The following is a 19,060-nucleotide window of genomic DNA, read 5'->3' as shown; positions in this document are numbered from 1 at the left end:
CCGTGATCCGCCGACCAGCCTAGTACGCCGGGCCGCGCGGGCGGGAGGCGGGCGCTCCCGGTGCGCGGACGTCCCAGCGGGTGGGACGCGCGGCGCCGCCCGCGCCCCCGGGGTGGCACAGTGGCGCTCGTGAGCGACCAGCACCCGACCCCCGGCACCCATCCCGTCGACCCGGCGCCTCGCGCCGCCACCAGCACCGGGACCGAGCCCCTGCGCGCCGTGGTGACCGGCGCGTCCTCGGGCATCGGCGAGGCGTGCGTGCGGTTCCTGCGCGCCCGCGGCTGGGACGTCGTCGCGTTCGCGCGGCGCGCGGACCGCCTCGCCGAGGTCGCGGAGCGCACGGGCGCGCACCCCGTGGTCGGGGACGTGACGTCGGACGACGACGTCGCGCGGCTCGTCGCCGAGGCCGGTGCACGCGGCCCGGTGCACGCGCTGCTCAACATCGCCGGGTTCGGCCTCGGCGTCGACCACGTGGACGAGGCGAGGATCGACGAGTGGCGCGCGATGTACGAGACGAACGTGCTCGGCACCGTCCGCGCGACGAAGGCGTTCCTGCCGCTGCTGCGCGCGTCGCGCCGGGGCGACGTCGTGCTCATGACGTCCACCGCGGGCCACGACACGTACGTCGGCGGCTCCGGCTACGTCGCGTCCAAGCACGCGCTGCTCGGCGTCGCCAAGACGCTGCGCCTGGAGCTCGTGGGCGAGCCGATCCGCGTCATCGAGATCGCGCCGGGCCTCGTGCGCACGCCCGAGTTCTCGCTCAACCGGTACCACGGCGACCAGGCGGGCGCGGACGCCGTGTACGAGGGGGTCGTGGACCCGCTGACGGCCGACGACGTCGCGGACGTCGTGACGTTCGCGGTGACGCGCCCGCACCACGTCAACATCGACTCGCTGATCCTGCGCCCCGTCGCGCAGGCCTCCACGTACTCGCTGTGGCGCGCCCCGCTCGTGCCGAAGGGCGTCCCGGCGCCCGCCGAGGGGCACCGGGACGCCTGAGCCCGCGCCTCAGGCGCGCGTCGCCGTGAGGACGAGGTACTCCCAGCCCATCGCGCCGCCGTCGAGGTGACGGTCGGCGAGGTCGCGCAGCGCCTGGTCGAGCCGCGCGAGCCGCTCCGGGTCGTCGGCGAGGCTGCGCCGCACGGCGATCGTGGGGCCGTAGCGGTCCGCGAACCACGCGCGGAACGCCTCGCCGTCGGCGAAGTGCGTCACGGGCAGGACCCGGGTCTCGGCACGCACGTCGCGCACGCGGTCCCCGAGCAGCGCGCGCACGTGCGACTCGTCGCCCCACAGCGGCGGCGGCTGCGCGCCGAGAGGCGGCGCGGGCGCGAACGGCTTCATGGTCGCGAACATCTGCCCGATGAACCCCGACGGCGTCCAGCTCGCGAGGCCGAGCGTCCCGCCCGGGCGCAGCACGCGCACGAGCTCGTCCGCCGTGTCCTGGTGGTGCGGCGCGAACATCGCCCCGATGCACGACAGCACGACGTCGAACGTCGCGTCCGCGTACGGCAGCGCCTCCGCGTCCGCCTGCTCCCACGCCAGGTCGAGACCGTCCCGTGCCGCGGCGCGCCGCCCGGAGTCGAGCAGCTCGGGCGTGAGGTCCGAGGCGACGACGTCGGCGCCGCGCCGCGCGGCGGCGACCGCCGCGTTGCCCGTGCCGGCCGCCACGTCGAGCACGCGCTGCCCCGGGCGCACGCCCGCCGCGTCGACGAGCACCTCCCCGAGGTCGTGCACGAGCTCGCTCGCCACGGCCGGGTAGTCGCCCGACGCCCACATCGCGCGGTGCCTGGCCTTGAGGTCCGAGAGGACCACCGTGTCCGTCATGTGCTTCTCCTGCTGGTCCGGCCCGCGTCGGCGGGCCTGCGGTGGGTCACGTCACCCCAGGCTCGCCCTCCCTCCAGATGGCATCCAGTTCCGGATCTGTAGCGGCATCCGGCGGGTGCGCGCCGGAGGAGTCGAGGAGGCGGCGATGACGACGTACGGCCAGTTCTGCCCCGTGGCCAAGGCGATGGACGTGCTCGACGAGCGCTGGACGCTGCTCGTCGTGCGCGAGCTGCTCGCGGGCAGCACGCACTTCAACGAGCTGCGCCGCGGCAACCCGCGGATGTCGCCCGCCCTGCTCGCCAAGCGCCTGCGCACGCTCGAGCGCGCGGGCGTCGTGCGCCGCACGGAGGACGCCGGGCGCCCGACCTACCGGCTCACGCGGGCGGGCGAGGCGCTGCGCCCCGTCGTCGACGCGCTCGGCGCGTGGGGCGTGCGGTGGATCTCCGAGCTCGGGGACGAGGACCTCGACCCGCACCTGCTGTTCTGGGACGTGCGCCGGACGGTGCCCGTCGCCGCGTGGCCGCCCGGCCCCACGGCCGTCGAGTTCCACCTCGACGACGTCGGGCGCGACGTGGCGCGCTGGTGGCTCGTGGTGCGTTCCGGCGACGCCGACCTCTGCGACGTCGACCCGGGGATCGAGCCGGCGGTCGTCGTGCGGTCCGGCCTGCGCGCCCTCACGCGCGTGTGGCGGGGCGACGTGTCCTGGGACGGGGCGCTGCGCGCGGGCGACGTCGAGCTCGTCGGTCCCGCCGCCGTGCGGCGCGAGGTGCCGCGCTGGATCGGGCAGTCCGACCTGGCGAGCGTCCCGCGACCCGCCGCGTGACACGGCGCGCCCCGCGCGTGCGAGGCTGAGGGCATGACCGTCCCCGCCCGCCGTGCCGCGGCGCTCTCCGCGCTCGCGGGCGTCGTCTGCGCGGCCGTGGGGTTCGCGGTCGCCGAGCTCGTCGCGGCCCTCGTCGGTCCCGGGTCGAGCCCGCTGTTCGCCGCCGGCGCCGGCGTGGTCGACGCGGTCCCGGGCCCGGTCAAGGACTGGGCCGTCGCGACGTTCGGCACGGCGGACAAGGCCGTCCTGCTCGGCGGCATGGCCGTCGTGCTCGCCGCCGGGGCGGCGCTCGCGGGGTGGCTCGAGCTGCGCCGCCGGCCCCTCGGTGCGGTCCTGCTGGGCGTCGTCGGCGCCGTGGGTGCCGTCGTCGCCGCGACCCGGCCCGCGGCGAGCGTCGCGTGGGCGCTGCCCTCGCTCGTCGGGGTCGGGGTCGGGGTCCTGCTGCTCCGCTCGGCCCTCGCCCCGCTGCGCGGGCCGGACGTCCCCGCGCGCGCGTCCGGGGCGGGCGAGCGCGCCCCGATGGACCGCCGCCGGTTCCTGCTCGTCACCGGCCTGGCGGCCGCGGCGGGCGTCGTCGCGCTCGCGACGTCCCGCGCGGTGTCGGCCGGGTCGCGCGCCGTCACGGCCGCGCGCGAGGCGCTGCGCCTGCCGGCCCCGGCGACCCCGGCCCCGGCCGTGCCCGCCGGGGCGGACCTGCGCGTGCCCGGGCTCGCGCCGTACGTGACGCCCAACGCCGACTTCTACCGGATCGACACCGCGCTGCGCGTGCCCCAGGTCGACCCCGCGACGTGGACGCTGCGCGTGACGGGCCTCGTCGACGAGCCGTTCGAGATCGGGATCGACGAGCTGCTCGCGCTCCCGCTCGTCGAGCACGACGTGACGCTCACGTGCGTGTCGAACGAGGTCGGCGGCGACCTCGTGGGCAACGCGCGGTGGCTCGGGTACCCGGTCCGCGAGCTGCTCGCCCGCGCCGGCGTGCGCGACGGTGCGGACATGGTGCTGTCCACGAGCGCCGACGGGTGGACCGCGAGCACGCCGCTCGACGTGCTCACGGACCCGGACCGCGCGTGCCTGCTCGCCGTCGGCATGAACGGCGAGCCGCTCCCGCCCGCGCACGGGTTCCCCGCCCGCCTCGTCGTCCCGGGCCTGTACGGGTACGTGTCCGCGACCAAGTGGGTCACCGAGCTCAAGGTCACGACGTTCGCCGACGACGTCGCGTACTGGTCGACGCGCGGCTGGTCGGAGCGCGGCCCGATCAAGCTCGCGTCGCGCGTCGACACGCCGCGCGCGGGCGCGGGCGTGCCGTCCGGGCCGGTCACCGTCGCCGGCGTCGCCTGGGCGCAGCACACCGGGATCTCCGCGGTCGAGGTGCGCGTGGACGACGGCGCGTGGCGCGCCGCGACGCTCGCCGAGACCGTCGGGCCCGACACGTGGCGGCAGTGGTCGTACGCGTGGGACGCGACGCCGGGGGAGCACCGCCTGACGGTCCGCGCGACGGACGCCGACGGGCGCACGCAGACCTCCGACGTCGCCCCGCCCGCCCCGGACGGCGCGTCGGGGTGGCACGAGGTCACCGTCCGCGTGACGTGAGGCGCGACGGGGGCCGCCGGAGCGTCCCGGGTCGTGGGACCGGGCTTGTCCGGCCCCGGGGCGCGCTGGCACGATGTGCGCGTGACCCCCGCGCGCCCCACGAGCAGCACGCTCGTCCTCGCGCGCCCGCGGGTCCTCGCCGTCTCCTGTTGTTGAGGGCTCGCGGCGCCCTGCGCAGCCTCGACCTGGTGTCCGCGAGCAGCCTCTCGTCCCTCCCTCCCGGGGTAAGGGGCGCGACGGTCGCCGGTCCCGTGCCACGGGCTCCTCGATGAGTCCCGCGTCGCGACCGGGTCTGCACCCACGGACGCCCGCCGAGCACAGGACGCGAGACACCTCCATGTACGTACCCCCGCACTTCCCCCGCTACCGCCCCGCGACGCCCGCCCCGGCGCGCACGGCGGCGCCCGCCGCGGCGCCGTCGGCCGACGCGCCCGCGCGCCCCGGCCCGGGCGCGCCGCCGCTCACCGTCGAGTGGCTCGTCGCGATCGACATCGACGCGTTCACCGCGCGGCGCCGGGCGGCCGCTACCATGGACGCACAGGCGTCGACCCGGCCATCACCGGCGAGCCTCCGGAAGAACGGGACCTGCGCCGTCGGGCACGCCTGATCGTGTGGCGGCGGGGTCCTCACTAGAACCGGACGGGTGGGCCCGTCACAGCCTTCGACGAGCGGTCGGCGACCGCCCGCGGCGACCGACGGCGTCGGGCACCGCGAGGACGCCGGCAAGCGAGGTGGTACCGCGGCGAGCCCGCCCCTGGGTGGGGGAGTCGTCCTCGCAGGAGAGCACGACCGACCCGTACCACCACGGCGGACGACCCCGCCGACCGCGACCCACCGGAGTCCTCGAGACCATGGCCTACCCGCTGCACCGCGACCCCTCGTCCGCGACCACCGACACGCACCCGGGTGCGTCGTTCGGCGTCCCCGCCTCCCCGGACCTGCCCGCGATCGAGCGCGAGGTGCTCGCGTACTGGGACGCGGACGACACGTTCCGCGCCTCGGTCGAGCGCAACCCGGCCGGCGAGAACGGCAGCAACGAGTTCGTCTTCTACGACGGCCCGCCGTTCGCCAACGGCCTGCCCCACTACGGGCACCTGCTCACCGGCTACGCGAAGGACGTGGTGCCGCGCTACCAGACGATGCGCGGCAAGCACGTCGAGCGTCGCTTCGGGTGGGACACGCACGGCCTGCCGGCGGAGCTCGAGGCGATGGACCAGCTCGGGATCAAGACCAAGGAGGAGATCCTCGAGCTCGGCATCGAGCGCTTCAACGACGCGTGCCGCGCGTCGGTGCTCAAGTACACGAGCGAGTGGCGCGACTACGTGACGCGTCAGGCGCGCTGGGTCGACTTCGAGAACGACTACAAGACGCTCGACCCGACGTTCATGGAGTCGGTCCTGTGGGCGTTCAAGCAGCTCTACGACAAGGGCCTGGTCTACGAGGGCTTCCGCGTGCTGCCCTACTGCTGGAACGACCAGACGCCGCTGTCCAACCACGAGCTGCGCATGGACGAGGACGTCTACCAGGTCCGTCAGGACCCGGCGGTCACCGTGGGCCTGCGGCTCGAGACCGGCGAGCTCGCGCTCGTCTGGACGACGACGCCGTGGACCCTGCCGTCCAACCTGTTCGTCATGGTCGGCCCCGACGTCGAGTACGTCGTCGTCGAGTCGTCGTTCACGGGGGTGCGGGAGCGCTACGTCATCGCGGCCGAGCGGCTCGGGGCGTACGCGCGCGAGCTCGCCGACGAGGGCGTCGAGGACGTGACGACGCAGGTCGTCGAGCGGCTCACGGGCGCCGACCTCGTCGGGCGCTCGTACACGCCGCCGTTCTCGTACTTCGCCGGGCACCCGGGCGCGCACCGCGTGGTCGAGGCCGACTTCGTCACGACGACCGACGGCACGGGGCTCGTGCACAACGCCGGCGCGTTCGGCGAGGAGGACAAGGTCGTCTCGGACCGCGAGGGCGTGGAGCCGGTGCTGCCGGTCGCGTCCGACGGGAAGTTCACGTTCCCGGTCGTCGACTACGAGAGCCTGCAGGTCTTCGACGCGAACCCGCTCATCATCGACCACCTCAAGGCCCGCACGCGCCGCGACGCCGCCGCCGCGCTCGGCGAGGACGCCGGCGAGCTCGCGCTCGGCGCGACGACGCCGGGCACGGTGCTGCTGCGCCGCGAGTCGTACGCGCACTCCTACCCGCACTGCTGGCGCTGCCGGCAGCCGCTCATCTACATGGGCGTGTCGTCGTGGTTCGTCGCGGTGTCGAAGTTCCGGGACCGCATGGTCGAGCTCAACGAGCAGATCGCGTGGACGCCCGACCACATCCAGCACGGCCAGTTCGGCAAGTGGCTCGAGAACGCGCGCGACTGGTCGATCACGCGCAACCGGTTCTGGGGCAGCCCGGTGCCGGTGTGGCGCTCCGACGACCCGCAGTACCCGCGCGTCGACGTGTACGGCTCGTTCGCCGAGCTCGAGCGCGACTTCGGCGCGCTCCCGCGCAACGAGAAGGGCGAGCCGGACCTGCACCGCCCGTTCGTCGACCGCCTCACGCGGCCGAACCCGGACGACCCGACGGGCCGCTCGACCATGCGCCGCGTCGAGGACGTCATGGACGTGTGGTTCGACTCGGGGTCGATGCCCTACGCGCAGGTGCACCACCCGTTCGAGAACGCGGACTGGTTCGAGCACCACAACCCGGGCGACTTCATCGTCGAGTACATCGGCCAGACGCGCGGGTGGTTCTACACGCTGCACGTGCTCGCGACCGCGCTGTTCGACCGCCCGGCGTTCCGCTCGGCCGTGTCGCACGGCATCGTGCTCGGCTCCGACGGCCGCAAGATGAGCAAGTCGCTGCGCAACTACCCGGACGTCAACGAGGTCTTCGACCGCGACGGCTCCGACGCGATGCGCTGGTTCCTCATGAGCTCGCCCATCCTGCGCGGCGGCAACCTCGTCGTCACCGAGGACGGGATCCGCGACGCCGTGCGCCAGGTGCTGCTGCCGCTGTGGAGCACGTACTACTTCTTCACGCTGTACGCCAACACCTCGAAGGCGCAGGCCCGGTCCGGGGCCGCGGCGTCCGACGGCGGCGGGTACGTCGCGCAGAAGGTCGCGCCCGAGCGCGTGCCCGGGCTGCCCGCGCTCGACCGCTACCTGCTCGCGCGCACGCACGACCTCGTCGTGCGTGTGACGGCGCAGCTCGACGCGTACGACATCGCGGGCGCGTGCGAGAGCGTGCGCGAGCACCTCGACGTCCTGACGAACTGGTACGTGCGCACGCAGCGCGAGCGGTTCTGGTCGGAGGACGCGGACGCGTTCGACACGCTCTACACCGCGCTCGAGACCCTCACGCGCGTCATGGCGCCGCTCGCGCCCCTGCTCGCGGAGGAGGTGTGGCGCGGCCTGACGGGCGGGCGCTCCGTGCACCTCACCGACTGGCCGGCGGCGACCGAGGAGGTCGGGGAGCGGCTCGTCGGCGAGGACGGCTCGTACGCGACCGCCGTGCGGCACGTCCCGGAGGCGTCCCTCGTGGCCGACGACGCGCTCGTCGCGGCGATGGACGAGGTCCGGGCCGTCGCGTCGGCCGCGCTCGGCCTGCGCAAGGCGAACCAGCTCCGCGTGCGTCAGCCGCTCGCGCGGCTCACGGTCGTGGTCGACGACCCGGCGGCCCTCGCGCCGTACGCCGACCTGCTCGCGCGCGAGCTCAACGTCAAGGCCGTCGACCTCCTGCCCACGGACTCCGACGCCGCGGACCGGTTCGGCATCACGCAGCGCCTCGCCGTCAACGCGCGCGCCGCGGGCCCGCGCCTCGGCCGGGGCGTCCAGGCCGTCATCAAGGCGTCGAAGGCCGGTGCGTGGCGCGTCGACGACGCCGGGGAGGTCGTCGTGACGACGGACGACGGTGACGTCGCGCTCCTGCCTGCCGAGTACGAGCTGACGACGGTCGTCGCGCCGACGGTCGGCGGCGAGGACGGGCCGGACGTCGCGGCCGCGGTCCTCGCCGGCGGCGGGTTCGTCGTGCTCGACCTCGCGCTCGACGACGCGCTGCTCGCCGAGGGCTACGCGCGCGACGTCGTGCGCGACGTGCAGGACGCGCGCAAGGCGGCCGGTCTCGACGTGGCGGACCGCATCCGCCTGCGGCTCGCCGTGCCGGCCGACCGGCTCGCCGCGGTCGAGGAGCACCGCGCGCTCGTCGCGCGCGAGACGCTCGCGACCGAGGTCGTCGTCGAGACGTCGCCGACCGCGGAGCGGTCGGTGCACGTCGAGAAGGTCGAGGGCACCGTGCCAGACACGGCGGTGGTCCTGTGAGCGCGCGCCGCCAGGACGCCGGCGCCGCGCGCCGGCAGAGCGCGAAGGAGGCCCGCGCGGCGGCCGAGGAGGCCGCCGCGCAGGAGGACCTCTCGCGCGTCTACGCGCACATCCTGTCGCGCGCTCCCGAGCACGACTTCGACCCGACGATCGACCGCGTCCGGCGTCTGTTCGAGCTGCTCGGCGACCCGCAGCACGCGTTCCGGACGATCCACCTCACGGGCACGAACGGCAAGACGAGCACGGCGCGCGTGGCCGAGCGCCTCGTGCGCGAGCACGGCCTGCGGACCGGGCTCTTCACGAGCCCGCACCTGACGAGCGTCACCGAGCGCATCGCCGTGGACGGCGAGCCGCTCTCGGCGCGCCGGTTCGTCGAGGTGTGGGAGGACGTCTACCCGTACGTCCAGGTCGTCGACGCCGAGCTCGCCGAGGCCGGGCAGTCGCAGCTGAGCTTCTTCGAGGTGCTCACGGGCGTCGCGTTCGCGGCGTTCGCCGACACTCCCGTCGACGTCGCGATCGTCGAGGTCGGGATGGGCGGCGAGTGGGACTCGACGAACGTGGTCGACGCCGAGGTCGCGGTCGTGACCCCCGTGGCGCTCGACCACGAGCGCTGGCTCGGGAGCACGCTCGAGGAGATCGCGACCGTCAAGGCCGGGATCGTCAAGGCGGGCGCGACCGTGCTCTCCGCCGCGCAGCGCCCCGAGGTCGAGGAGGTGCTGCGCGCCCGCGCCGAGAGCGTCGGGGCGCGCCTCCTGCGCGAGGGCGTGGACCTCGACGTCGCGAACCGGCAGGTCGCGGTCGGCGGCCAGCTGCTCGACCTGCGCACGCCCGCGGCCCTCTACACCGAGGTGTTCCTCCCGCTGCACGGCGAGCACCAGGCGCACAACGCGCTCCTCGGGCTCGCCGCCGTCGAGGCGTTCCTCGGGGGCCGCGCGCTCGACGGCGCGCTCGTCGAGGCCGCCTTCGCGGACGTCACGTCGCCGGGGCGGCTCGAGGTCGTGCGGTCCAGCCCGACCGTCCTCGTCGACGCGGCGCACAACGCTGCGGGCGCCGAGGCGCTCGCGGAGGCCCTCGGCGAGGCGTTCGACCTGCGCCACCTCGTCGGCGTCGTCGCGATCATGGCGGACAAGGACGCCGAGCCCCTGCTCGCGGCCCTCGAGCCCGTGCTCGCGGAGGTCGTCGTGACGCGCAACAGCTCCGAGCGCTCGGCCGACCCGACCGACCTCGCCGAGCTCGCCGCCGACGTGTTCGGCGAGGACCGCGTGCACAGCGCCGAGCGGCTCGACGAGGCGCTCCAGGTGGCGGTGGACCTCGCGGAGCGCGACGACCCGGTCGGCGTCGGCACGGGCTCGGGCGTGCTCGTCACGGGCTCGGTCGTCACCGTGGCCGACGTGCGCGTCCTGCTCGGCCGCGGCTGAGCAGGACGCCGCGCGGTCCGCGGCGACCGGGTGTTTGATGGTGCCGACGACGGCGACGGGCACGCCGGGCGGGGGTCGTCAGCGACCGGGGTGCCCCGGGCGCACGGACCGATGGAGGGATGACCGGTGAAGAAGCTGCTCAACGATCCCCAGGACGCGGTGACGGAGTCCCTCGAGGGCTTCGGCCAGGCGCACGCCGACCTCGTGCAGGTGCACACCGCGCCGCCGTACGTCTCGCGCGCCGGTGGCGCGGTCCCCGGGAAGGTGGGCCTCGTCTCCGGCGGCGGCTCGGGCCACGAGCCGCTGCACGCGGGCTTCGTCGGCCCCGGGATGCTCGACGCCGCGGTGCCGGGCGCCGTGTTCACGTCGCCGACGCCGGACCAGATCGTCCCGGCGATCCTCGGCGCCGACTCGGGCGCGGGCGTGCTCGCGATCGTGAAGAACTACACGGGCGACGTGCTCAACTTCGAGACCGCGGTCGAGCTCGTCGAGGCCGAGGGCACGCAGGTCTCGAGCATCCTCGTCAACGACGACGTCGCGGTCGAGGACTCGCTGTACACGGCGGGCCGGCGCGGCGTCGCGGGCACGGTCGCGGTCGAGAAGATCGCGGGTGCCGCCGCGGAGCGCGGCGACGACCTCGGGACCGTCACCGAGATCGCGGGCCGCGTCGTGGTGAACGTGCGCTCCATGGGCGTCGCGCTCACGGCGTGCACCGTGCCCCACGTCGGGAAGCCGAGCTTCGACCTCGGCGACGACGAGGTGGAGATCGGGATCGGCATCCACGGCGAGCCGGGTCGTCACCGCATCCCGCTCGCCCCCGCCGACGAGATCACGCAGCGGCTCGTCGACCCGGTCGCGGACGACCTGGGCCTCGCCGAGGGCGAGGACGTGTTGCTGTTCGTTAACGGAATGGGCGGTACGCCGCTGTCCGAGCTCTACGTCGTCTATCGTCAGGCGAGGAGGCTGCTCGAGGGGCGCGGCGTACGGGTGACGCGCTCGCTCGTCGGCAACTACGTCACGTCGCTGGAGATGCAGGGTGCGTCGGTCACCGTGCTGCGCCTGGACGACGAGCTCACGGCCCTGTGGGACGCTCCCGTCCACACGGCTGCGCTGCGCTGGTGAACGGGTGCCCTTTCGTGCAGTCTCCGAGAGCCGGCGGACCGCCGGCTCGACGGCGATGAGAGGTGGGGCATGACGCTGGACGTGGCCTGGGCGGACCGATGGACCCGGCTGAGCGCGGAGCGCATCACGGCGGCGCGCGACGAGCTGACCGAGCTGGACCGGCAGATCGGGGACGGTGACCACGGGGAGAACCTCGACCGCGGGTTCCGCGCGGTGGTCGCCAAGCTCGACGGGTCGGCCTCGGGGGAGCAGCCGCCCGCCCAGATCGGCGACGTGCTCAAGCTGGTCGCCACGACGCTCATGTCGTCCGTGGGCGGGGCCTCGGGGCCGCTGTACGGGACCGCGTACCTGCGCGCCGCGAAGGTGAGCGGCCTGGCCGAGCTCGACGCGCAGGGCGTCGTCGCGCTCTTGGAGGGCGCGCTCGAGGGCATCACCGCGCGCGGCAAGGCGCAGGTCGGCGAGAAGACGATGGTCGACGCGTGGCAGCCCGCGGTGGACGCGGCCGAGGCCGCGGCGAACGGGGGCGCGTCCCCGGCCGACGTCCTCGCCGCGGCCGCGGACGCCGCGCGCGCGGGCGCCGGGGCGACGGTCCCGCTCGTCGCGACGAAGGGTCGCGCGAGCTATCTCGGCGAGCGCAGCGCGGGCCACCAGGACCCGGGGGCGACGTCGACGGCGATCCTGCTCGAGGCCGCGCGCGACGCGGCCACGGCGTGAGCGCCGGGCCGGTCGGGGCGCGGGCGCGCGTCGCGCTCGTCCTCGTCTCGCACTCGCAGCGGCTCGCGCAGGGGGCCGTCGAGCTCTCCGCCCAGATGGCGCCCGGCGTGCTGCTGCTCGCCGCGGGCGGGACGGACGACGGCGGGCTCGGCACGAGCTACGACCGCGTCTCCGCGGCGATCGAGGAGGCGCTCCAGGCGGCCGACGGCGCGGTCGTCCTCGCGGACCTCGGCTCCGCCGTGATGACCGTCGAGTCGGTCCTCGACATGGAGGACGGGTTCGACGGCCGGGTGCGGCTCGCGGACGCCCCGTTCGTCGAGGGCGCCGTCGCGGCCGCCGTGACGGCGCACGGCGGGGGAGACGTCGCCGAGGTCCTCGCGTCGGCCGAGCACGCGGGCGGCACGTTCGCGGTCGGGGCCGAGACGCCCGGGGCGGCCGAGGGGCCGGGCACGACCGACGGCGAGCCCGCGGCCGACGGCGGCACGTGCGCGGTCGTCACGCTGCGCAATCCGCTCGGCCTGCACGCCCGGCCGGCGGCGGTGCTCGCCCGCCTCGTCGCGGGGTTCGACGCCTCCGTGGCGATCAACGGCGTCAACGGCGCGAGCGTGCTGGAGCTCATGAAGCTCGGCGCCGCGGGCGGCCAGGAGCTCACGGTGACCGGGGAGGGTCCGGAGGCGGCCGACGCGGTCCGGGCCGTGGTCGAGGCCGTCGAGGGCGGGTTCGGCGAGGTGTGACGCGTGTGGCGGTCGCCACGTCGCAGTGCAGTTGATGCAAAATTGCAGCGCGTGCAAATATTGGCGCGTGCCCGCCTCCTCCCTCGACGACCCCGGCGCGCCCGCCCGCGACGAGCGCCCCCCGCGCGCGCCCGTCGGCCTGCGCGAGCGCAAGAAGCGCGTGCGCCGCGACGCGCTCGTCGACGCCGCCCAGCGCCTCGTCCTCGAGCGCGGCCTCGACGCCGTGACCGTCGAGGACGTGTGCGCCGCCGTGGGCGTGTCACCCCGGACGTTCTTCAACTACTTCTCGTCCAAGGACGACGCCGTGCTCGGCCTCGAGGACTTCTCCGTCAGCCCGGAGGTCGTCGCGACCTTCGTGACGGGCGGCCCCACCGGCGTCCTCCTCGACGACCTCGAGCTCGTGGTCGCCGACGTCCTCGCGCACCAGGTCGTCGCCCCCGAGCGCATGGCGCGCGGGCTCGAGATCGTCCAGCGCGAGCCGCACCTCGTCGCGCGGCACCTCGCCTGGGTCGAGGCCCACCACGCCGAGCTCGTCGAGATGTTCGACGCGCGCCGGGCCGCCCGGCCGTTCGTCCCCGACCCCGAGCTGCTCGCGCTCGTCGTCATGAGCCTGCTGCGCGCGACGACGCTCGCCTGGCAGCAGCACGACGGCGACGGCGACCCGGCCGACCACCTGCCCGGCGTCGTCGACCAGCTCCGCGCCCTGCTCCAGGACACGCGCGCCCCCGACCCCGCGGCCCGCTGACCGCGACCTCGCGGCTCCGCGAGACCACCACCGCCCCACCTGCTCCCCACCCGACGACGGGCCGCGCCCGTCGGCGCGCGCCCGTCCCGACCGAACCGGACCCCCATGGCCTCCACCACCGCAGCACCCCCCGACGGCGGCACGCCGCTCGTCGTGCTCACCCCGCGCACCGTCTGGGTGATCTTCGGCGCGCTCCTCGCGTCGATGTTCCTGTCCTCGCTCGACCAGTCGATCGTCGGCACCGCGATGCCGACCATCGTCGGCGAGCTCCACGGCGTCGAGCACCAGGGGTGGGTCATCACCGCCTACATCCTGGCCATCGCGATCGTCATGCCCCTGTACGGCAAGTTCGGCGACCTCTGGGGCCGGCGCTGGCCGTTCCTCGTCGCGATCGGGCTCTTCACCGTCGCGTCCGCCGGCGCCGGGTTCGCGCAGTCGTTCCCCGAGCTCGTCGCGTGGCGCGGCGTGCAGGGCCTCGGCGGCGGCGGGCTCATGATCCTGTCGCAGGCGATCATCGCCGACATCGTCCCTGCCAAGGACCGCGGCAAGTACATGGGCCCGATGGGCGCGCTGTTCGGCATCGCGGCCGTCATCGGCCCCCTCCTCGGCGGCTGGTTCACCGAGGGCCCCGGCTGGCGCTGGGCGTTCTGGATCAACGTCCCGATCGGCGTGGCCGCGTTCGCCGTCGCGTGGGTCGCGCTCCGCCTCCCGACCCACCGGGCCGGCCGCAGGATCGACGTCGCAGGGATCGTCCTCATGGTCGTCGCCACGTCCGGCATCGTGCTCGTCACGAGCTGGGAGTCGCTCACCGGCTCGCGCGGCTACGACTGGTCCGACCCGTGGCTCCTCGCGCTCGTCACCGCGGTCGTCGTCTCGGTCGCCCTCTTCGTCGTCGTGGAGAACCGCGCCGAGGAGCCGCTCCTGCCGCTGCACCTGTTCAAGAACCGCACCTTCACCATCGCCACGCTCATCGGGCTCGTGCTCGGCATGGGCATGTTCTCCGCGCTCGCGTTCCTGCCGACGTTCCTCCAGATGTCGACCGGCGCCGGCGTGACCGAGTCCGGGTTCCTGCTCCTGCCCATGATGGCGGGCGTCATGCTCACCGCGATCGGCTCCGGCATCGCGATCACGAAGACCGGTCGCTACAAGGTCTTCCCGGTCGTCGGGCTCGCGATCACCGCCGCCGGGATGGTGTGGCTCACGCGCATCACCGGCGACATGTCCATGTGGCTGTTCGGCGCCATGATCTTCGTCCTCGGCGCCGGCATGGGCCTCGTCATGCAGACGATCGTCCTCGCCGTGCAGAACGCCGTCGACCCGCACGAGCTCGGCACCGCGACGAGCGCGAACAACTTCTTCCGCGAGATCGGCGCCGCCGTCGGCACCGCCCTGTTCAGCACGATCTTCACGTCCCGCCTCGCGGACAACCTCGACGGCGTCTTCGCCGGGCTGCCCGCCGGGTCCGCCCCGGCCGGCGCCGAGGGCTCCTCCCTCACGCCCGAGGTCGTGGAGCAGCTCCCCGAGCCGCTCCACACCGGGGTCGTCGACGCGTTCGCCGACGCGCTCGCCCCCGCGTTCTGGTACCTCCTGCCCCTCGTCCTCGTCGGGTTCGTCCTCGCGCTCTTCCTGCGCGAGGTGAAGCTCTCCGACGTCGCCGGGATGGTCGCGCGCGGCGAGGCCGTCGCGGACCACGGCGACCTCGTCGAGGACGCCCCCGCACCGGCCGCCGACGGCGCCGGGTCCCCCGACGCCGTCGTCGTCACGGCGAGCGGTGCCGGGACCGGCGACCACCCGGGGGACCGGGAGCGCGACGGCGCGCCGGTATCCTGACCGGGTGAGCACCCCGCCGTCGCAGCCCGCCGCGCAGCCGTCCCGCTACGGCCGCGCGGCGGGCCCGGTGCGCCCGTCGCCGGGCGACCGCATCAAGCCCAAGAAGCCCGCGAAGGTCCAGTTCGCCTCGACCACGCTCCTGCTCGAGGCGTTCCTCGTCGTGTTCGCCACGCTCGTCGCCTACGGCCTGAGGAACGTCCCGTACTCGCGCGGCCCCCTCGAGCTGCCGAACGCCGCGTCCATCTGGCTCGTCGGCGGCGTGCTCGCCGTCGTGCTCCTCGTGCTGTCGCGCACGGTCGGCACGCCCGGGGGCTACGTCGCCGGGTCCGTCGTCCAGGTGCCCGTCCTCGCCTTCGGGCTCGTCGTGCCCATGATGTTCGTCGTCGGCGGCCTGTTCGTCGTCCTCTGGGTCGTCTCGCTGCGCCTCGGCGGCCGCATCGACCGCGAGCGCGCTGCCTACGACGCCTCGCACCCCGAGACCGCGCCCAACGCCGACTGACGCCGCACCGGCACCCGGACGGGCGCGGACGCCCCGCACCGCGCACCGCGCGCGGCCGGTAGGCTCGGCGACCATGACCGACGTCGCACCCGCACTGACCGAGACCATCGAGCGCACCCTCATCCTCGTCAAGCCCGACGGCGTCCGCCGCGGCCTGTCCGGCGAGATCCTGCGGCGCGTCGAGGCCAAGGGCTACACGCTCGTCGCCGTGCGCCTGCTCGACGCGACCCCCGAGCTGCTCGCCGCCCACTACGCCGAGCACGAGGGCAAGCCGTTCTTCCAGCCGCTCGTCGACTTCATGCTCTCCGGCAAGATCCTCGCGGTCGTCGCCGAGGGCCAGGGCGTCATCCCCGGCTTCCGCGCGCTCGCCGGCGCGACGAACCCCACCGAGGCGCTCCCCGGCACGATCCGCGGCGACCTCGGCCGCGACTGGGGCCTCAAGGTCCAGCAGAACCTCGTGCACGGCTCGGACTCGCCCGAGTCCGCCGCGCGCGAGATCGCGCTCTGGTTCCCCGAGCTCGGCTGACACGTTCTCGCCGGCGCCCCGTCCCGGTCTCCCGGGGCGGGGCGTTCGCTCGCCTGCTGGCCGGTTGGCGTGCGTGCGTGCGTGGGCGTGCGTCCGCCGGTGCCTGCGCGAGGGGGCGGGGCGGGTCTTCCATCCGCCGCTCGTCCCTCGCGGCTCCCGCCAGACCCGCCACGACCCGCCCCGCCCCTCGCTCCGGCACCGGCTCTGTGGTCGTCCCACCGCCCAGGGTCCGTCCCTCCCGCACCGGCTCGGTGGTCGTGCCTCGTCGCAGGTCTCGCCATCGGATCCCTGCGCTCGGGAACCAGCTCAGCGGTCGTGTCGCCGCCGACTCTTCGGCTCCTCGGGCGTCGATCGACGCCCGGGCCGCGCGGGGCGGAGATCCGCGGGTTCGTCGGGGGCCGCCACTAGGCTCGGGTCCGTGCACCTCAAGACCCTGACGCTGCGCGGCTTCAAGTCGTTCGCGTCCGCGACGACGCTGAGCTTCGAGCCCGGCGTGACGTGCGTCGTCGGCCCGAACGGGTCGGGCAAGTCCAACGTCGTCGACGCGCTCGCGTGGGTCATGGGGGAGCAGGGCGCGAAGACGCTGCGCGGCGGCAAGATGGAGGACGTCATCTTCGCCGGGACGGCGGGCCGGCCCCCGCTCGGGCGGGCCGAGGTGTCCCTGACGATCGACAACACCGACGGCGCGCTGCCGATCGACTACACCGAGGTGACGATCTCCCGCACGCTGTTCCGCAGCGGCGGGTCGGAGTACGCGATCAACGGGAGCGCGTGCCGACTGCTCGACATCCAGGACCTCCTGTCCGACTCCGGGCTCGGTCGCGAGATGCACGTCATCGTCGGGCAGGGCCAGCTCGACGCCGTCCTGCGCGCGACGCCGGAGGACCGCCGCGGCTTCGTCGAGGAGGCCGCGGGCGTCCTCAAGCACCGCAAGCGCAAGGAGAAGGCGCTCCGCAAGCTCGACGCGATGCAGGCGAACCTCACGCGGCTCGCGGACCTCACCACGGAGATCCGGCGCCAGCTCGGCCCGCTCGGGCGGCAGGCGGAGATCGCGCGCAAGGCCGCGACCATCCAGGCCGACCTGCGCGACGCCAAGGCGCGCCTGCTCGCCGACGACCTCGCGCAGCTCACCGCGACCCTCGAGCAGGAGATCGCGGACGAGGCGGCGCTGCGCGCCCAGCAGGCCGAGGTCGAGCGCGCGCTCGCCACGGCACGCGACGGGCTCGGCCGTCTCGAGCGCGAGGCGGCCGAGGCCGCGCCCGCGCTCGGCGCCGCGACCGACGTCTGGTTCCGCCTCTCGTCGCTGCGCGAGCGCCTGCGCGGCACGCAGACGCTCGCCGAGGAGCGCGTGCGCCTGCTCGGGCGCCCCGAGGCCGCGCCGCGCGGCCAGGACCCCGACGAGCTCGAGGCGCAGGCGGAGCGCGTGCGCGCGACCGAGGCCGAGCTCGAGGCGGAGGTCGCCCGCGCGCGCGACGCGCTCGCGGCGGCCGTCGCCGAGCGCGAGGACGTGGAGCGGTCCGCCGGGGAGGCGGAGCGCGCCGTCGCGACGCTGCTGCGCGGCGCCGCGGACCGCCGCGAGGGCCTGGCGCGGCTCGCGGGGCAGGTCGCCGCGCAGCGCACGCGCGTGGAGGCGGCGGAGGCGGAGATAGGGCGCCTGCGGGAGTCGCTCGCCGAGGCCGAGCAGCGCGGCACCCAGGCGCGCACCGAGTTCGCGGTGCTCGAGACCCAGGTGGTCGGCGCCGAGGAGGGCGAGGAGGGCCTCGACGCCGAGCACGAGGCCGCGGCCGACGAGGTCGAGCGCACGACGGCCGCCGTGAAGGCGCTCGAGGACGAGGCCGCCGCGGCCGACCAGGAGCGTGCCACGTGGAGCGCGCGCACCGAGGCGCTCGAGCTGAGCCTCGACCGCAAGGACGGCGCGGGCGCGCTGCTCGCGGCCGACGGCGTCGGGGTCCTGGGGTCGCTCGCGGCGCTGCTCGGCGTCGAGGCCGGGTACGAGGACGCGGTCGCCGCGGCGCTCGGCCCCGCGGCGGACGCCGTCGCGGTCGAGTCCGTCGACGCCGCGGTCGACGCGCTGCGCTACCTGCGCACCGAGGACGCCGGACGCGCGGGGCTCGTCGTCGCGGGCGACGCGGCGGGCGAGGACGGCACGCCCGCGGGCGTGACGCTGCCCGACGGCGCGCGCTGGGCCGTCGAGGTCGTCACGGCGTCCGGCGGGACGGGCCGCGCGGTGCGGTCCCTGCTCGCGGGGGTGGCCGTCGTCGACGACCTCGCGGACGCGCGGGCCCTCGTCGCGCGCCACCCGGAGGTCGCCGTCGTGACGCGCGGCGGGGACCTCCTCGCCGCGACGCGCGCCTGGGGCGGGTCGGCGTCGGCGCCCAGCGTGCTCCACCTGCAGTCCGCGCTCGACGAGGCGCGCACCGCCCACGACGACGCCGCCGCCCGCGCCGAGCGTGCGCGGTTCGCTCTCGTGGGCGCGCGCGAGGCCGAGCAGGCGGCGCGCGCCCGGTACGACGACACGCTCGAGCGGCTCAACGAGTCGGACGCGCGGCTCGCCGCCGTCGCCGAGCAGCTCGGCCACCTCGGCGCGACGGCCCGCTCGGCGGCCGCCGAGGCGGAGCGCGTCCGCGCGTCCCTCGCCCGCGCGTCGCAGGACCTCGACGACGCACGGGGGGCGCTCGCGGGCCTCGTGGAGCGGCTCGAGGCCGCGGAGGCCGCGCCCGAGCAGTCCGAGGAGGCGGTGGCCGAGGCGACCGCGGAGCGTGACCGACTGCTCGCGCTCGCCTCCGCGGCGCGCACGGCGGAGACCGAGGCGCGGCTGGCGCTGCGCACGAGCGAGGAGCGCTCGCGCGCGGTCGCGGGTCGCGCGCAGTCGCTCGCCCGCGCGGCCGCCGCCGAGCGCGAGGCGCGCTAGCGCGCGGCTCGCCGGGAGGC

At 75.5% G+C, this 19,060-nt stretch carries 15 protein-coding genes; 14 read left to right on the top strand and 1 reads right to left on the bottom strand.

Features of this window, described 5'->3' with window-relative positions:
* The first annotated feature begins 129 nt into the window (after nucleotides 1–129).
* Complete coding sequence (locus GYH36_RS12220; RefSeq protein ID WP_081772323.1) at nucleotides 130–999, top strand: SDR family oxidoreductase; 870 nt, start codon at nucleotides 130–132, stop codon at nucleotides 997–999.
* A gap of 9 nt (nucleotides 1,000–1,008) precedes the next feature.
* Here the strand turns inward: GYH36_RS12220 and GYH36_RS12215 are convergent, their stop codons facing one another.
* Entirely contained in the window at nucleotides 1,009–1,824 is an 816-nt protein-coding gene (locus GYH36_RS12215) for a class I SAM-dependent methyltransferase (protein ID WP_162289976.1), read from the bottom strand.
* A 145-nt stretch (nucleotides 1,825–1,969) separates the two neighbouring features.
* On the opposite strand from GYH36_RS12215, the gene GYH36_RS12210 reads away from it, so the two are divergent.
* The 13 genes from GYH36_RS12210 (at nucleotide 1,970) to GYH36_RS12150 (ending at nucleotide 19,040) form a co-directional block, all read left to right on the top strand.
* Nucleotides 1,970–2,647 carry a winged helix-turn-helix transcriptional regulator gene (locus GYH36_RS12210; RefSeq protein ID WP_162289975.1) on the top strand — a complete coding sequence of 226 codons (678 nt, stop codon included), beginning with the start codon at nucleotides 1,970–1,972 and terminating at the stop codon, nucleotides 2,645–2,647.
* A gap of 33 nt (nucleotides 2,648–2,680) precedes the next feature.
* Nucleotides 2,681–4,237: a molybdopterin-dependent oxidoreductase gene (locus GYH36_RS12205; RefSeq protein WP_162289974.1), complete on the top strand. Its 1,557-nt coding sequence runs from the start codon at nucleotides 2,681–2,683 to the stop codon at nucleotides 4,235–4,237.
* Nucleotides 4,238–4,574: 337 nt separating this feature from the next.
* Nucleotides 4,575–4,844, top strand: a complete 270-nt coding sequence (locus GYH36_RS12200; RefSeq protein WP_162289973.1) for a hypothetical protein — start codon at nucleotides 4,575–4,577, stop codon at nucleotides 4,842–4,844.
* 244 nt (nucleotides 4,845–5,088) lie between these two features.
* Complete coding sequence (gene ileS / locus GYH36_RS12195; RefSeq protein WP_162289972.1) at nucleotides 5,089–8,541, top strand: isoleucine--tRNA ligase; 3,453 nt, start codon at nucleotides 5,089–5,091, stop codon at nucleotides 8,539–8,541.
* A complete protein-coding gene (locus GYH36_RS12190; protein WP_162289971.1) occupies nucleotides 8,538–9,959 on the top strand; it encodes a bifunctional folylpolyglutamate synthase/dihydrofolate synthase in 1,422 nt (473 codons plus the stop codon). Before ileS ends, GYH36_RS12190 begins: the two co-directional genes overlap by 4 nt.
* 126 nt (nucleotides 9,960–10,085) lie before the next feature.
* Entirely contained in the window at nucleotides 10,086–11,081 is a 996-nt protein-coding gene (dhaK, locus tag GYH36_RS12185; protein ID WP_162289970.1) for a dihydroxyacetone kinase subunit DhaK, read from the top strand.
* A 69-nt stretch (nucleotides 11,082–11,150) separates the two neighbouring features.
* The gene (dhaL, locus tag GYH36_RS12180; protein WP_162289969.1) at nucleotides 11,151–11,795 is read left to right on the top strand and encodes a dihydroxyacetone kinase subunit DhaL; all 645 of its coding nucleotides are present in this window, start codon (nucleotides 11,151–11,153) and stop codon (nucleotides 11,793–11,795) included.
* Complete coding sequence (gene dhaM / locus GYH36_RS12175) at nucleotides 11,792–12,529, top strand: dihydroxyacetone kinase phosphoryl donor subunit DhaM (RefSeq protein WP_312028619.1); 738 nt, start codon at nucleotides 11,792–11,794, stop codon at nucleotides 12,527–12,529. Before dhaL ends, dhaM begins: the two co-directional genes overlap by 4 nt.
* A 67-nt stretch (nucleotides 12,530–12,596) precedes the next feature.
* A complete protein-coding gene (locus tag GYH36_RS12170; protein WP_312028618.1) occupies nucleotides 12,597–13,274 on the top strand; it encodes a TetR/AcrR family transcriptional regulator in 678 nt (225 codons plus the stop codon).
* 105 nt (nucleotides 13,275–13,379) lie between these two features.
* A complete protein-coding gene (locus tag GYH36_RS12165; RefSeq protein WP_162289967.1) occupies nucleotides 13,380–15,104 on the top strand; it encodes an MDR family MFS transporter in 1,725 nt (574 codons plus the stop codon).
* 4 nt (nucleotides 15,105–15,108) lie between these two features.
* Nucleotides 15,109–15,603 (top strand): DUF4233 domain-containing protein, encoded by a 495-nt coding sequence (locus tag GYH36_RS12160; RefSeq protein ID WP_312028617.1) that lies wholly within the window; start codon nucleotides 15,109–15,111, stop codon nucleotides 15,601–15,603.
* A gap of 73 nt (nucleotides 15,604–15,676) precedes the next feature.
* Complete coding sequence (gene ndk / locus GYH36_RS12155) at nucleotides 15,677–16,129, top strand: nucleoside-diphosphate kinase (protein WP_024840509.1); 453 nt, start codon at nucleotides 15,677–15,679, stop codon at nucleotides 16,127–16,129.
* A 418-nt stretch (nucleotides 16,130–16,547) separates the two neighbouring features.
* Nucleotides 16,548–19,040, top strand: coding sequence for a chromosome segregation SMC family protein (locus tag GYH36_RS12150; RefSeq protein ID WP_312028616.1), 2,493 nt, complete (start codon nucleotides 16,548–16,550; stop codon nucleotides 19,038–19,040).
* Nucleotides 19,041–19,060: the final 20 nt, after the last annotated feature.

Source organism: Cellulosimicrobium composti, from assembly GCF_010287905.1.
GTDB lineage: Bacteria > Actinomycetota > Actinomycetes > Actinomycetales > Cellulomonadaceae > Cellulosimicrobium > Cellulosimicrobium composti.
This window is presented reverse-complemented; position numbering and strand designations above follow the sequence as displayed.